Consider the following 16025-nt stretch of genomic DNA (forward strand, 5'->3'; position numbering starts at 1 on the left):
CAAACATGACAAACACAAGTAAGACCGTACAGGCGATTACGATGACGGCCCTGATGGTGCTGTCAGTCGTTGCGATCTCCGCACCGGCTGCTGCAGCCCCTGGGGCGTCACTCTCCGCCTCTACCGATGCTGGCACTGTCCAGCCTGGCGACACGTTCGAAGTAACGTATACACTCGAAAATACCGGAGATGATCCGGGTCCAGCCGGCGCCATCTCCCTTGATACCCCATCCGGTATCACTGCGGTTTCCGCAAGTGGTGATGGCCGACCGGCACTTGATGGAAGCCCACCATCCGTCATCTTCGGGCTTCTGGGGCCGGTTAACAGTGGTGACTCAGTTACGACAACTGTCACCTACGAAGTTGACGCTGGTGCCAGTGATGACGATTACACCGTTGATGCCAATGGTGAGCTTCGAGACAACTCAACGAGTGCCACTGACTCGGTGAGTACCACGGTTACCGTCTCGTCGGATACAAGCCCTGAACCGCCTGAAACCGGTTCGCGCGGTGCGGGTCCGTACGACACTTCGACCAGTGTCGGTGAGGTCGGAAACGGAGCAACAATCTTCCAGGGCGAGGATGACATCACGTTCGTCGGCGACAACGGCGACGAGATCTCGCCTGCCGCAATTGAGCGGACTGCCGGTGCGAACGAAGGCGTCCCGCTTCGCCTGCCAATCCCGCAAGATCAGGCGATCGGGAGTTACAGCAACGGCGCTGGCTTTACTGTTACCGTTCAGGAGCCAGAAATCAACACGTTCGAAATTCAGAACAACGATGGAGCGGATGTCAGCGGTGGCGTCCTAACGACTGACCAGACTGAAGCAGCTGCATTCGTCGAATACAACTTCGAGGATGCAGAAGACGTTGAACTGTCTGTTGAGGACGAGAACGGACTTGACGTTACGGATGAGATCGTCACCGGAGTCCAGACGCGTAACGGTGACGGCACCATCTCCTTCGACCCGTCCGCCGTCGACGCTGGTGACTACACGTTCACCATCTCTGGTGTCGAAGATCTCGACTTCGGTGATGCTAGCCAGTCGACAACTGTGACCATTACCTCGGAACGTACGGCCTCGCTGAATCTTGACAGTGAGGAAGTCGTTCAGGGTGAGAACCTCGGCTTCACGATCGAAGATAGCCCTGAAGGAAACTACCACGCAGTTGCTATTAGCAGTAATCAATTCCGCGATGGCGTTTCCGTTGACCAGGCAGCAGATATCTTCCGGAACGTCGGCGATGTTTCGGAATCTGGTGTTCTAGTTGAAAACGGAAACCCTGAAGCGATCTCGTCCACTGAGGCCGACGACGCGAATGCCGACATCAATGACGTTCAGTACGCGTATGCCATCGTTGAGATTGATGGCGGGGAAGGTGTCGGCAGCATCGAAACGCAGTACCTGGATTCAGCTAGTATTGACACTGAACTCTACCAAGCAAGCGGCACTACTGTCGACTACGCCCCGAATGGTGCACACATCGACGCCAACTTAGAAGATACCGATGTGTCTGTTGACGATGAGCCATCCTTCGAAGTGACTGAAGGAGAGATCTCTCTTGAGAGCCCAACCGGTGCGTATGTCGTTGGTTCTGAAGTTGATGTCAACGGTACCGCAAACGAAGGTGTTGACGATGTGGCCATCTACGCACGTGATAACAATGACTTCGAACTCGTCACCAGTGGTGAGTTCGACAACGGTGGCACCGTAATCAGCGTTGACAGTGACAATTCCTTCGACGTGGAGGATGTCACGCTTTCCGACGGTGAGACCGGTGGGAACGACATCCTGTCGCTCCCCGGTACCTACCGTCTTGGTGTCATTGACGCTACCGACGCTGACATTGATGGCGACGGTGAAGTCGACTCACGACTGAGTACTTCCGACTTCAACAGTGGCGTTAGCAGTACCTCGTCGATCCGTGTCACCGATACGGAACTGAACGGTACGTTCATCACCTACGATGGGGACATTGCCACCCAGGATAGCCAGATCGATGTCGAAGGTACGGCACCTGGTAAGAGCAACGTTGTCATCGCCTTTGTCGATGAGCGAGGCAACGCCCAGGCGCACGTGGTTTCCGTTGACAGTGACGGGACATTCGACGAGGAAGAACTCAATATCGGTACCCTGAGCGAAGGAACCGTCTCCGGTCACATCATCTCGTCGGGCCGAGATGGCCAATTCGGTGATAATAACTTCGATGAAGATGACTTTGCAGACCGGATCGAGAACACCTACGCAACGGGTTCGAGTTCCGGTAATCAGGTTCGAGATCGGATCGTCGCCAACAGCATTGACGATACGGCTAGCGATGACCTGATGGTCACGGAAACGTTCCGACTTGCAGACGGCCTTACGTCCATTGAAAGTATCAACAGTCCTGCTGAAGTTGGCGGGACCTTCGAAATCAATGGTACTAGCAACCGTGATCCTGAGGATACCACGATTACAGTTGAGCTGCTCGATGCTTCCGGTGAATCTGTCACTCTTGACAGCACGGAAGAATGGGGCACGGATGGCCAGTGGAACCTCTCTCTTGAAGTTCCTGAAGGCGTTGAGCCCGGTAACTACACCGTCGAATCCGATGATGGTGACAGTACCGACCGTGTGAGCGTCCAGATTGTTGAAGAGGGTTCCCTTGAGGAGCCGACTCCGACGCCGGCCGAGGAGCCGACTCCGACGCCGACCGAGGAGCCGACGGACGAGCCGACGGCAACGCCGACGCCTACGGAGCAGCCGACCACGGAGATGAGCACGCCGACTGACGAACCGACTACCACGTCCCAGGACGGTCCCGGCTTCACCGCTGTGATCGCACTGGTCGCGCTGGTCGCCGCGGCGCTGCTCGCAGTCCGCCGTAACAACTAACCGGAATAACTCCGGTCCTTAGAACTATATTTTTATTGGAACTTGGTTGCTTAGATACTTCTGTACGATTTACCTATACGGGTGTAAAGTCCTTTCCGCCAAAGAGTCGCCTAAAAGCTACACTGAACAAGCGTAATACCACGGCCTTCACAGTAGTTGCTGAATTGCCTCGTTTTGCGTCCGATTGAGGAAGACTACAGGGGGCTCTCTTGTATATATTCCGCCACTTTCTCCCTGAAATGGATGCCGTCTAGCGATATAGTATCGCTCAGACGGCTGGCGTGGATGTGTCGAGACCTTGCCAAACAGCACGTTGACGATCCAGACGTACCCGCCCGCGCCGGGAGTGGTCTGCAAAAGAGTTGACCCCTCTGGAAGCGTACAGCTCTCAATGAACACCAGTCAAAGCGGAGAGTTAGTGCGACATTTGTCGGAAACAGAACTCGAGGAGGCTATCGAAAATGCACAGTCGGCGGACGAGACCCGTCTCGTCAGGCGTTGTGTTTCATCAAGAATTTCTATCAGGGGGATACCCGCAAGCAGGCAGGGCGACGCGTCGGGGTCTCTCGATCCACGACGCGTCGATGGGCTCGCGTGTGGAATGATGGCGGTCCAGAGGGACTCCGCCCGAGCTTCGGCGGCGGCCGGCCGATGAAGCTCACCCCCGCCCAATTTGATGAATTCTGTGATATCCTCGAAGAGGGTCGACCTTGGACACCGCAAGCGATTCACGCCTTGATTGAAGATCGCTACGGCGTTACCTACCACCCGGCGCATCTCAGCCGGAAACTCCGTGCCGCAGGCATGAACTACGCGAAACCGCTCCCGATGGATCCGCGCAGTCCGGCCGACGCAGACGAGACTCTCGCCGAGCGCCTCGGTCAGGCGCTCGGCGAGGACGACCACGATACTGAGGAGGATGACCCCATCGTGTTGGGGTTTTTTCGATGAAGCGTGGCCCCAACCATTCGAGAATTCACAGCGACTCTGGTCGTTTGATCGGACGGTCACAATCGCAAAGCCGTTAGTGACGTTTCTGTGGCGGTCGATCGGCTTCTACGCGCTGACTGGCAAGAGTGTGATTACGTTCAAAAAGCGGTTGGTCAAAGAGACAATCGTCGAGGCGTTGGAGGAGATCCGCGAGCAGAATCCGCGGGGCCGGATTCTGCTCGTGGCCGATAACTACGGCTCTCACCACGCGAAACTCACACAGCAACGGGCCGCCGAACTCGGCATCGAGTTCCTCTTCATTCCGCCGTACGCTCTTGGGTAAGCGATTGTTGGTGGCGTCATAGCGCAGCTTCGAGGATGGTTTTGAGCGCTTCGTCGCCGGGTTTGCGGCGGACGCGTTTTCGAAGCTGTAACGCTCTGAGATAGGGTGTGAGTTTGTCTTTAGAGACGCCTCGATGCGGCGAGAGCCACCGTCGCGCCAGCGACGCGTGGCTCTCGCAGGTGTTGACGTGCACGTCTCCATCAGCGTATTCACCCTCGCCGTGGACGACGTACTGACGGTCGAATGCGTCGTCCTCGTCGAGTGGCTCGTACGCTCGAAAGCCGTCAGTATAGACCGTCAGCGACTCCTCTTTGCGGTCGTCGAGCAGGAGTCGAATCGTTGACTCATCAGCGGCTTTCGCCGGGTGGACGTAGGTTTCTCCACTACCGCGGTCAGCGAGGATGAACACGGGTGGCTTGTCTTCGTGATACGTTCCACGACCGCGCGTGGACAGGCCACGCGAGCGCGACCAGTCGTCGCGCTCGCGGCCCTTCTTCCTGCGTTGACGTACAACTCGTCGATTTCCACTGGGCCTTCTAATTGTGGCCGAGGCGCGTCCAGCGCCCGCAGGAAGCGCTGGACGCGCCGGTAGACTGTCTTGTACGACACGGCGAGTTCAGCATCCAGTTGTCGAATGCTCGTGTTCAGCCGGATATACGTGTAGACGGCGAGATACCACTTCCTGAGCGGTATCGTTGAGTGTTCGAAGACCGTGCCAGTCTTGTCGTTGAACGTCCGGCCGCAATCCTTACACAGATACCGTTGAAACACCCGATAGCTGCCGTACCGAATCGTCGATTCGGCACGGCAGCGCGGGCAATAGACGCCGTCATGCCAGCGAATCTGTGCCAGCAGATTCGCGGCCCGACGCTCCGAGACGAACACATTGATTGGCATCATCGTTCGTCGGGTGGCGCGGCCGCGCCACCCTTGCCCGCTGTGACTTCCAGCTACTGCTCCAACTCACCAACAATCCGCTACAGAAGAGCGCCGCCGTATTCACCGACGTTGAACGCGATCGAACCGCTGTGGAAAAACCTCAAACGAGACATCTCTCCTGAGATCTTCGAGGATAAAGACACTTTTGAGAGTTCCTCACCGAGACATTCCACCGGTTGAGTCAGCAGGTCAGTTTCGCTAGTGACTGGATCGAGACGTTCCTTCCAGATGTCCAGAAGTTACGCTGACCACTCACGGCGCGGCGGGTACGTCGAGTGGGTACAGATCGTGTTGATTCTGTCCCGCGTCGAGCTGGAGAAAAGCCTCCGCGAGACTGAAGACTATCTCAACGAGATCCTGCCGTCCCCGGTTAAAGACGGATGTGAGACTACGCAAAAGCGTGCGTGGATTCCGGACCAGCTCTGCAGGACAATATTTACTACCCCTTCACGAGAGAATATAAATAGATGGGAAACAAAACTATACTGGTGGTCGGGCTGGCCGTATTTTTCGCAGCGGTCGGGATTGGCTTTGTTATCGGACTGCAACTGGATGATTCAACAACAATTCTCGATAGAGATGCTGGCACATCGGAATCAAATGAACAGGCTCCTGTACAGACTCATACTGTTACAAAACCGAACACACCAAAACCGTCTGTTGATCAGGTAGAGACTTCTTCAACCGATATCAATAAGACAGCTGTAAAAAACAATATATCGATTCTTATAAATACAAAACGAAGAGAAGCAGGATTGAACGGACTATCAACAAGTGGAAGAACGTCTGAAAAATTAGACGAAGTTGCTAAAAAGCACAGTAGCAGAATGGCTGAGGTAAATCGCTCTGCCCATTCTATTGATGGAATCTCAAGTACAGATCGCTACCGCAATAGTGGATTGTCGGACATATGCCGTTTCCGGTCAGCATCAGGAACTCATGCTATATCTTCGGAAGGTAACCAACTCGAAGTTATTGGTAATATAAAGCTCAATAGTATTTATTATAAAGATGGTACAGTGAGGCACGTAGCTGACGAGAATGCAATTGCGCAGGCACTGGTTATGGAGTGGATGGAACAGGGAGCACACAAAAACCGTATCCTCAGGAAAGGGATTGGCCGCATGGGGATCGGAATTGATGTAACTGACAATGGGTTTGTATACGTGACCATTGATCTATGCGACTAGTGCCATCCTCTGCGCTGTGAACGGAAAGACAGCGAAGCTTCCTCAGACAGTTGAGCAAAGCCCGACAACGGCGCAGCTTCCCGCGCGGGAATACGAGGTGAACTACCCCTGCCTACTACTCGCGGCATGGTCGCTCGTTCCTTGAAGCAGGGGCTTCCTGATTCGACGACGCGCGTTGCAGGAACAACCGCAGTTCCCGCAGGGAGCGCAGTCTCCATCTCTGAGAATTCTGCTACCTGAACTAACCACCGTTGGCGATATAATGATTTGGGGCTGCTCGCGGTGTCAACCTAGAGAAAGCAAGAAACCACCAGACTATGGCACTGTGAGGGGATGACCTTCTGGTGTGCGGAGACATCTTGTATGGCGTCACCTGTGGCTCATGATGCTCCAGCCCGACCGAAGAGAGACGCTACAGCGTCTCTCAGGCACTCACCCCCGGCGGATCGTCTGGTTCCTCACGGCTGAGCATATGGAACAGCGACACCAACAGCTTGCGAGCTGTTGCTACGATCGCTACTTTATGCGGCTTGTTTCGTGTCTCACGCAACCGCCAGTAGAACTCACTCAAGTACGGATCCTTCGCGTTATGAACTGCTGTGTTCGCACACTGGACGAGAATCCAGCGCAAATACCCGTTTCCTTCCTTGCTGATCCCATGCTCAGTCCGCGAGTCCCCAGACTCGCGGACGACCGGGTCGAGTCCGGCATAACTCACTGCTTCGCTCGACCGATCAAATCGGTCGACCTCACCCAGCTCGGAGAGGATCATTACGCCCGAATACGCAGCAACACCGGGAGCAGACATCAACAGCGTTGTCTCCTCTAACTCTGTCGCTACCGTCTCAATCTTCCGCTGAAGTCGCTTAATTTTCACCGTGAACTCATCAACTGCCTCCAACCACTGGTCTAAAACCATCTCATACGGTTCTTCAAGCGTGAGTTCTGCCAAGAACTCACGCCCTCCCTCCGTCCAAAGTTTCCCATCATACACGTTTCCGGTCTGATCGAGCAACGCGCTGACTTCGTTTTTGAAATCAGTGCGTTTGTTGACTAGCTTCTTCCGACTACGTGCGAGCGCACGACACCTTCTGAGCTTCCTTGACGGCACGTAACTCTCTGGGACTTCGTTCAACCGGAGAAACCGTGCAAGCTGCTTCGCATCTACACGGTCGTTCTTCTGTTTCTGTCCAGCGAGCCAATCCGCTTTCACCGGATTGGCGAGCGTCACATCGAGATACTCGTCGAGCGTATCGTAGATCGTGAAGTAGTTGCTGGTCGCTTCGAGCGCAGCTTCATTTCCTGCGTACTTCTGTGCGATTTCTTCGAGGTTCGCGTTCTCGACGCGAACCTCTTCAGTCACTTCTCCCATCTCGTCGATAACTGCGACCTGAGACTCTGTCTTATGGACATCGATGCCCACGTAGTGATCGGTCATTGGTCACCTCTGGAGTGGCACGCGTGAAGCGGAACGTCATCTCTTCGGGCTTGCAGCCGGGCTGCGATCCCAATTCTCCAGTTCCTTCGCATGGTTGGTCCGTCACAGGCCCTCGCTCTTTGGCGTAGGAGACTGATCGACCTTTCACTCCCTGACATACTTCACGCTCCAGGGACTTTAGCAGAATTCTCATGGAGTCACAGGCGTTCCTTCGGAGTGACCCACTCCTAGTTCTGAGAGTCCGCGAAGAAGAATGTTCCACGCCGCGTTTGCGTCCCTTTCCACCTCGACAGGCTGGACAGGAGTGTTCACGCACCCCACAGCAGCTTGTCAGTTTCGACGCCACACTGAGCGCACTCTTTGGTGGTGCCGTCAGGTTCCACTTCCACGAAGTGTATGCCCTCACGCTTACACTTGTGTCCGAGCATATCGGTGAAGGTGTTCTACGCCGCAGATGCCGTATTACGGCTGTTACGCGGCAATTTCAGCATCCCCTTCACGTCGAGGTCTTCGACCGCCACCAGTTCGTACTCCCGAGCGTAGTAGTTCGAGAGTTTGTGCAGGAAATCACGCCGCTTGTGTGGAGTGCGGTGCTCCTTGAGGGAGGGGGCTTAACGTGCTATCAGCTGAAAGGTTCGAGTAGTGATGACCTCCCCCAGAGCTTACGCGATTCACTCCCGCCCTGTTCGCTTCTCGGTTCCGACCTGTGGGGTCGGAACACTCGTCACTCACCGGAAGGCGGGATTCTCTCGCTGTATCAAGATAGCACAGATCTCGCCCTACTGTGTCTGGGGAGGGGTCGGCAATCGGTTGCTGCCGAAGTATGGGATAACTTTCTGATATCGGAATATTCACGTATGTTTTTTAGTGGTCAGTATCAAATACACAATTAATGCAACGCCCCAGGCCTCTGCTGTGGGTTCTCCGACAGGATTCGCTAGGGCCTTCAGTTACGACCTTACGATCTTTGTCTATAATCCTATCCGTAATACTACTAGTTGCTGCATTTGGGGTGGATATTGGCGCAGGAAAAAATATAACAAAAAATGAATTACAGCAAAGTGACGAAGCAGATTTTGCTCCCCCGCAAATCGTTGACGAGAGAAGGGTGGACATGCAAACGGTACAGCTTGACATTGATGATAATATGGATGTTGACGAGTCGTCCATCAATCAAAACGACTTCCAAGTCAGTCCAGGCCGGGTTGTTGGTGTCACTGCCGAAGATGATGGAACTGATGCCGAAGTAGATGTCTTCATTGAGGATGCAGGTAACACCGCTGTTACCATCTCTACTACCAATGAGACTGAGATCTCAGATACGAATGGCAATGAGTTTACTGGAGAATATAATGCCGTTGTTGAGGCTCCAGCAGATCCTCCACAGATACAAGATGCGTCTTGGGCTGACGCAACAAGGGTTGAGCAGTATGAGGGATCTATCGAGTGGCCGGACCAGAAGCCTGGTGAAACGACGATATTGGAAGTCTACTTGACTGATGGGACTGGTATTGATACAGCAACGGTTGACAAAGATGACTTCGTCGTTAACAGAGGAAGAGTGGTTGATACTGCAACCAGAACTGATGGCGAAAACGCCTATGTACTCTTAGTATTATCAAAAAATCTCAATGATGGCGCCTTGGATAACGGATCTCTAACAGTTCGTCTATATGAAAATGCTACTATCCGAGATACTGAAGGACGGATCGGGAATCGAATCGTTCGGCCAGGCCCAATGTTTGTACTGTCTAATACAGGACCAACGTTCGCTGGAGCCCGCCGCATTAATGACACATCTGTAGCGTTGTCTTTCACTGATGATACGAACGTAGCCGAAAGCTCAATTCAAGAAAACGAAATACAAATTGCGGGCGCAGATCTGCCAGCAACGGAGGTATCGGACTTTGAAGCCAAGAATGTTGACTTAGACACCCTTCGGACTTACCCAATAAGTGGTCTTAATACCACAGAAAACGGTTCAAATGCCACTGCAATCGTTCGGATGGGCTCGCCGGTTAATGATGAAGAACTTCTAGTTCGTGTCAAGCCCAGTGCGACTATTGTTGATACGATTGGTAACACGTATAAACCAGGAATGAACAACGTCACAAATAGATATGTAGTTGATGGGATGGATGGTATCCCGCCCGAGGTTGATTCGTTTTCAGCTGTTCGAACAAACAAAGGGACAACAGCTGTATCCCTCACGGCATCCGAGCGGCTGAGTCAGATCGATATCTCAGTGCAGGGGGCAACAAGCGATACATTGAATATGTCGGACTTCAGTCTAAACAAGGAGTCCTCGTTTACATATGCCACTACATATTCACACAGCTCGAACGGAACACTGGTTTTCAAACCTAATAGCATAACAGACGATTCGGGGAACACTTATTCTCCAGATTTAACGGCAGTTAGCAATGGTACCACGAAAAAACCCCCAACGCCAGTTATATCAATTGACTTTGAAATATCTGAAAATCAGACATACGTTTTCGATGCTAGACACAGCTCTAGCAAAAACCCTATCGCAAATTATACTTGGCAGTTTGCAGATGGAACGACTGCTCATGGAATGCGAGTCCAAAGAAGCTTGTCTCCGGGTACTCATCTGGTAGCACTAACCGTGACGGACAATACAGGCCAATCTGCAACTGAGACAGCAACGCTTGACCTCCCGAACCAAAGTGTTGAGAACATCACTCCCGACCAGATGGATAACATCCGTAGGGTTACTGACCCGGATACACGAGTGACGCAGACACAAGATACATCAGAAACTAGTAGTCGTATCCAAGTTAATAATCCAAGCCCTGGCAAAGAAGTACGTATTCGTCCACAAGATAGTGTATTAGCAGCGAACAATAACCTTAGTATTGATAGTATGGGAGTTGTTACATCTAGATATGATGATTTTAGTTTGCAAGTCGCAACAACTGACCCACAGGTTGTGACCGATCTCTCAGATAGTTCAGACAGAAAAATCGTAGGTGGGTTCTCTGTTGAGCACGACGTACCAGAGTCAGCATTTCAGCAGGCGACCCTTTCTGCAGGAGTGAGTACGCAGCGTATCCGTGATTTGGGGGCAGCGCCATCTGATGTGACTGTACTACGACAAAAAGGAAACACTTGGGAACAGATACCTACCTCCCCAGTTCCCAGCGCAAGTAATACCGGCGATATGGCACGTTTCCGACTCACTTCTCCAGGATTCTCGCAATTTGCTATAGCTGTAACAAATGCAACTCAAGAATCAAATGATACAAGTGAAACGTCCTCTTCGAGACCTAATGATAACCTTTCTGTGGGAGACCGGGTCAAAGTCCAACACGCAACAATTAACAAAACATCTGTTGTGGCAGGGTCCTCGGTTTTAATTGAATCGACAATTAAGAACCCATCTGACTCAACGGCAGAATTTGTAGCTGGACTGTCGATAAATAACTCTACTACTGACACAAAAAGAGTCGAAATTCCAGCAGGTGGGCAGGAGAGTGTTATGTTCGTATATGCATTTGATCAGACTGGCAACAAAGTTGTCGGTATTAATGACACAACTGCTGGAAAAGTCACAGTGGAAAACCAACAATCTCGCGTCGGAAAATTGGCTAACAGCGTAGCGACGGTCTTGCCATTAGGGATTCTACGCTCTATACTGTTGGCACTTGTTGCTTTAATCATCATTTCGTATGCAATATTAAAATCATTAGCTATCTACTTTGGGTACTAACGTGGATGAGCTACCCCTACCTACTCACTCACGGCGTAGCCGCTCGTTCCTTGAGGTAGGGGTAGCTCACCGCCTGTGAGGACATAGATCCGTCTTCGGTAGAGTTTGGTAGGGCCTGTGTGATTACAGATGAGCAAGGCGAGTGCCTCGGAGCTTGACCCCGAGGCGGTTCACAGTAGAGGGAAACGAGCGTTCTCCCGGTCCGCCGTCGATTCCCTCTGAGTTCAGATTGGCAGCCTAAACGCCACAACCGGCGCGAATCTGATAGTTGGATTCCACGCACTTCAGCACTCGTTAGTTGTACGAATTTTCTATCGAGGTCGATCCAGAACAAAAGACATATGTGTAAAGAATGTCCATAAATTGATATAAAACATGGTCTCTGCTGATACCGCACAGGTCGGCATGATTGTAGCCCTCCTCATTGTGAGCCCTTTGGCTCCGTTGGTAGCTACGGGAGCTGCCCAAACGGCATCCAACACCAATGAATCAACATATGCTACGATCGGGAATATATCTGTTTCTCCAGAGAACCCAGAGCCAAATGAACAGACAATAATTACTGCAAATCTTAGAAACTCCCCGAGTAGCGCTGGAGGAATTGACGTAACTGCGGTAAGTGTTCGGGGCCCATCAACTTTTTCAGAGGCCGACAATCTTGGTGAAATTGGTCCCGGTGGCTCTATTTCGATCCCTTTCGCAACGAAGTTTGAGAGCACTGGTGAAAAAAAACTCACAGTAGTGATGCGTGGGTACAGGCCTGATGGAGGGTTGTTTGTAATTGAGAAGCCAGTTTATGTTGATGTGAGAGACAATAACAAAACTAAAGTTTCACTTTCGACTGACACTGATATTGCTGCGGGAAACGAAACGCCGGTTAATTTAACTGTTGTCAACGGAAATGATAACCAAATTACTGGGGTCGAGATGACAGTTCTTGAAGGGGCGGTCGTTAGCAATGTCCGGAAAGTTGAAGCTGCTATCGACTCTGGTGGCGAGCGCGTATTCAACTATGATATGACATTTAAAGAGGAGGGAATCAAAGATCTCACCGTTAGAGTGACTTACTCAACTGCTAGTGGTGGGACAAGCACATCTATTGAAACATTTGATGTCGAAGTCGTTGAACCAGTTGTTGAAGCTGGTCTGAGAGTAAACCGCACAAGTAACCAGTCTGGTCTGACTACTTTGCAATTAACGAATTTTGGAAACACGGACCTAAATAACGTCGAGGTGACCGCAATGGCTGATGATCAAGTTCTATCACGCAATTTAGTGGAAGATATTAGCCCCGAATCCAGAAAATTAACGAATTTTGACATTTCTAGCTCCGTTGATGGGGAAGTTACATATACCGCGACATACACTGCTGCCGGAAGAGAGTACGAGACCTCACTAAGCGAACAGTCTGATGTTTCCGGCGAAATACGACTTACAAGTGTTAGTACAACTCAGTCGGGCCGTCAGGTTACTGTCTCAGGCGAAGCCGCCAATATTGGAAATTCTGACACACAATCTGTCTTAATTACCGTCGCCGATACGGAGGGAATTAGCCCGACTTCTCCATCCGGTGAGTACTTCGTTGGCAGTGTTGAGGCGAGTGAGTTTGCCACGTTTGACCTCACTGCTGAGATACAATCTAACGTCTCTCAAATACCAATTAATATTACATATATCACAGACAATGAACGGATAACAAGAACGCAATACATTCATTTTGAATCAACAAATACATCTAATGCAAGGATGGGCAACAGCTCGGTTAATAGCGGTGATAGTAATCAGGAATCAAACGATTCCGGGCTGTTTGGTGGAACTATCAGCGCAATTTCCCCTATCTGGATCGTAGTTGTAATTAGCCTACTGGCCCTCGCAGTGGCTGGATACATACTATATAAATGACCTCGAATGAGAGAGTCATTGAACTGGAGGGTGTAATAAAACGGTATCGTAATGGGGATGAAATCATCGAAGCACTCAAAGGAGTCGACTTCAGCGCTGACCATGGTGAAATGGTTACTGTCATAGGCCCTTCTGGGTCTGGAAAAAGTACTTTGTTGAATATTATCGGTCTGCTTGATACACCGACAGAAGGATCAGTCAGACATCATGGTAAAGAGGTTAGTGTATTCACCGAAGACGAGCTTACTGAAGAGCGTAGGTCTAGTATCGGGTTTGTTTTTCAATCATTCCATCTCTTACCCATGTTGACTGCGACCGAGAACGTGGAGCTCCCTTCTATGTGGGATACATCTGTAGACCGGCATGACCGTGCAATTGAATTATTATCGCGTGTCGGGCTCTCAGATCGGCTTGATCATACCCCTGATCGATTATCAGGTGGACAGAAACAACGCGTGGCGATTGCTCGAGCCCTGATAAACCAGCCGGATATTGTTCTAGCTGATGAGCCTACAGGAAATTTAGATCAGGATACTGGGCGAACAATACTTGAAGAATTAACCAGGCTCAAAGACGAAGAGAACGTTGCCATTGTAGCGGTAACTCACGATAATCAAATGCTGGAATTCACTGACCGTGTCGTCAGAATTGTTGACGGCGAAGTTAGAGACCGGAAAACATAGACAAATGAAGCCTTCCAACCTGCTTCGGCAGTACCCGAGTGCACTAATGGCTTGGCGAAACCTTGGCAGAAATCGGATCCGTACCGGGTTAGCCGCTCTGGGAATTGTGATTGGAGTAGTCGCCATTGCTACTATCGGTATGGCCGGTGCTGCACTACAACAGCAAGCAACTTCGAGTCTAGGTGATCTCGCCAACGAAGTAACTGTTTCACCCGGCGAAGATAGCGACACTGCCGGGATAACTGATGACCAAGTAGAGGAGATGCGGCGAATCGCTGGTGAAGCGACAGTTATCCCACAAAAATCGAACTCAACGGTCATCACTGCGAGGAACGGGCAGGAAGTTCGAGTAACGGTAACAGCAGTTACTAATGCGGATGCAATGTACAATGTTTCGGAAGGGCAATCTCCGGAACGACTCCGATCAGGAGCACTAATCAGTGAGAATACTGCTGAGCGTCTTGGGCTCGAAATGGGCGATCCGGTTGAATACAATGGTAACCTGTACAGAATAATTGGGTTTATTGGCGCGGATAGTGGTGGGTTTGGTGGGTTCGGTGGTAGAGAACTCGTTCTTCCAATGTCTGCACTTAGTGGACAAGAATATTACGGCTCTATTACAATTATGGCAAGCAGCGGAGATGATGCCGAAACCCTTGCCAACAATATTGATGCTCAATTCAATCGGGAGGTGAGAGGCGAAGAGGAAGAGATACTGAGCGTCCAGAGTTTTGCTAGCGTTCAGGAGCAACTCCGGTCCTTTTTTACTGCACTCCGTCTTGGTCTGTTAGGGATTGGTGGTATCTCGCTACTCGTTGCTAGTGTAGCTATACTCAATGTTATGTTAATGAGTACAATCGAGCGCCGGGGAGAAATTGGCGTGCTTAGAGCCGTCGGCGTCCGCCGGAGAGAGGTTCTGCGTATGATCCTTGCTGAAGCAGCTCTCCTTGGGGTATTCGGTGGGCTCGCCGGAGCAGTGCTTTCGCTTATCATTGGATTCGTGTTGTTTGATGTTCTGATCGGCGATGGTCTATTAGTTTTTCAGTGGATTAGTTCCAGATATCTACTGTATGGGTTTGTGTTTGCTGTCTTTGCGAGTGTGCTGAGTGGGGTGTACCCGGCTTGGAAGGCTGCGAATGATCGGCCGGTAGAATCTCTCAGGGCCTAACATTCTCCGAGCTCTTCACGAGACAATTTTCGTGCACAGTTGGACAATACGAGCGTGTCATAGAACCGGTCTATAGCGTGAGTTTCTCTTGACCAGGATTGTATCCTCACTCGTAGTTGGCGATTGCGACGACGATCCGCAGACACAGTGCAAGGAACACTTGTGCTCGTGCGTGGACGCGGCCTCGGGCACAGGAGTCATCAGCGCAACGGATGAATACTCAGATAGCGTATTCTCTGTGATGTACGGATCACGTCGGTTTGAAGTCGTTGAGCACTTGTTGAACGCGGAGCTGGACCAAGCGATCGATGACGCCCAGAAGGCGGACGAGACGCATCTCGTCCGGCGACTCTGCTTCGTGAAGAACCTCTATGAAGGCAAGACCCAACAGCAGGCTGGAGCAGCTGTCGGCGTCTCTCAGCCGACGAGTAGTCGCTGGGCACGCGCGTGGAATCAAAACGGGATCGAGGGGCTACGCCCACGCTTCGGCGGCGGTCGGCCGCCGAAGCTCACCCCGGCACAGTGGGACGAGTTCTGTGCAGTCCTCGAAGAGGGCCAACCGTGGACGCCACGCGAGATTCACACACTCATCGAACACCACTACGGCGTTACCTACCACCCGACCCATCTCGCCCGAAAACTGCGGGCCTCGGGCATGCACTACGCCAAACCACGGCCGATGGACCCCCGCAGTCCCGACGATGCAGAGGCGATTCTCGCCGAGCGCCTGTCCGAGGCGTTCGGAGAGGACACAGACGAAGACGAAAAGGAGGACGAAGACCCTGTCGTGCTGGGATTTTTTCGATGAGGCGTGGCCACAGCC

Annotated in this window: 11 protein-coding genes and 3 pseudogenes; 11 read left to right on the top strand and 3 right to left on the bottom strand. The window is 51.7% G+C overall.

Going from position 1 to position 16025, the window contains the following annotated elements; genetic code table 11:
- The first annotated feature begins 5 nt into the window (after positions 1 to 5).
- From csg to P1L40_RS22145, 4 genes and pseudogenes are all read left to right on the top strand, one after another.
- A complete protein-coding gene (csg, locus tag P1L40_RS22130) occupies positions 6 to 2876 on the top strand; it encodes an HVO_2072 family ArtA-dependent S-layer glycoprotein (RefSeq protein ID WP_284011619.1) in 2871 nt (956 codons plus the stop codon).
- A gap of 258 nt (positions 2877 to 3134) precedes the next feature.
- Positions 3135 to 3227 (top strand): annotated as a pseudogene (locus P1L40_RS22135) (IS5/IS1182 family transposase); the annotation flags it as partial.
- 147 nt (positions 3228 to 3374) lie between these two features.
- Positions 3375 to 3827, top strand: a complete 453-nt coding sequence (locus P1L40_RS22140; RefSeq protein ID WP_419181210.1) for a helix-turn-helix domain-containing protein — start codon at positions 3375 to 3377, stop codon at positions 3825 to 3827.
- Positions 3828 to 3903: 76 nt separating this feature from the next.
- A complete protein-coding gene (locus P1L40_RS22145) occupies positions 3904 to 4149 on the top strand; it encodes a transposase (protein ID WP_284011623.1) in 246 nt (81 codons plus the stop codon).
- Between the two features lie 16 nt (positions 4150 to 4165).
- On the opposite strand, the pseudogene P1L40_RS22150 reads toward P1L40_RS22145, so the two are convergent.
- Positions 4166 to 5049 (bottom strand): annotated as a pseudogene (locus P1L40_RS22150) (IS1595 family transposase).
- Here P1L40_RS22150 and P1L40_RS23645 point away from each other — a divergent pair.
- A complete protein-coding gene (locus P1L40_RS23645) occupies positions 4981 to 5268 on the top strand; it encodes a transposase (protein ID WP_379776963.1) in 288 nt (95 codons plus the stop codon). The pseudogene P1L40_RS22150 and the gene P1L40_RS23645 sit on opposite strands and share 69 nt — an antisense overlap.
- A gap of 287 nt (positions 5269 to 5555) precedes the next feature.
- Positions 5556 to 6278 carry a CAP domain-containing protein gene (locus tag P1L40_RS22160; RefSeq protein ID WP_284011625.1) on the top strand — a complete coding sequence of 241 codons (723 nt, stop codon included), beginning with the start codon at positions 5556 to 5558 and terminating at the stop codon, positions 6276 to 6278.
- Positions 6279 to 6702: 424 nt separating this feature from the next.
- Here the strand turns inward: P1L40_RS22160 and P1L40_RS22165 are convergent, their stop codons facing one another.
- Complete coding sequence (locus tag P1L40_RS22165; RefSeq protein WP_284011626.1) at positions 6703 to 7716, bottom strand: IS110 family RNA-guided transposase; 1014 nt, start codon at positions 7714 to 7716, stop codon at positions 6703 to 6705.
- A gap of 198 nt (positions 7717 to 7914) precedes the next feature.
- Positions 7915 to 8294 (bottom strand): annotated as a pseudogene (locus P1L40_RS22170) (RNA-guided endonuclease InsQ/TnpB family protein); the annotation flags it as partial.
- Between the two features lie 434 nt (positions 8295 to 8728).
- Here P1L40_RS22170 and P1L40_RS22175 point away from each other — a divergent pair.
- From P1L40_RS22175 to P1L40_RS22195, 5 genes are all read left to right on the top strand, one after another.
- The gene (locus tag P1L40_RS22175) at positions 8729 to 11449 is read left to right on the top strand and encodes a PKD domain-containing protein (RefSeq protein ID WP_284011627.1); all 2721 of its coding nucleotides are present in this window, start codon (positions 8729 to 8731) and stop codon (positions 11447 to 11449) included.
- Positions 11450 to 11824: 375 nt separating this feature from the next.
- The gene (locus P1L40_RS22180) at positions 11825 to 13351 is read left to right on the top strand and encodes a COG1361 family protein (RefSeq protein WP_284011628.1); all 1527 of its coding nucleotides are present in this window, start codon (positions 11825 to 11827) and stop codon (positions 13349 to 13351) included.
- Entirely contained in the window at positions 13348 to 14034 is a 687-nt protein-coding gene (locus P1L40_RS22185) for an ABC transporter ATP-binding protein (protein WP_284011629.1), read from the top strand. Before P1L40_RS22180 ends, P1L40_RS22185 begins: the two co-directional genes overlap by 4 nt.
- Positions 14035 to 14038: 4 nt before the next feature.
- Positions 14039 to 15202: an ABC transporter permease gene (locus tag P1L40_RS22190; RefSeq protein ID WP_284011630.1), complete on the top strand. Its 1164-nt coding sequence runs from the start codon at positions 14039 to 14041 to the stop codon at positions 15200 to 15202.
- A 241-nt stretch (positions 15203 to 15443) separates the two neighbouring features.
- On the top strand, positions 15444 to 16010 hold the full coding sequence (locus tag P1L40_RS22195) for an IS630 family transposase (protein WP_284011766.1): 567 nt from the start codon (positions 15444 to 15446) through the stop codon (positions 16008 to 16010).
- Positions 16011 to 16025 lie beyond the last annotated feature (15 nt).

The organism is Haloarcula pelagica, assembly GCF_030127105.1.
GTDB classification, from domain to species: Archaea; Halobacteriota; Halobacteria; order Halobacteriales; family Haloarculaceae; genus Haloarcula; species Haloarcula pelagica.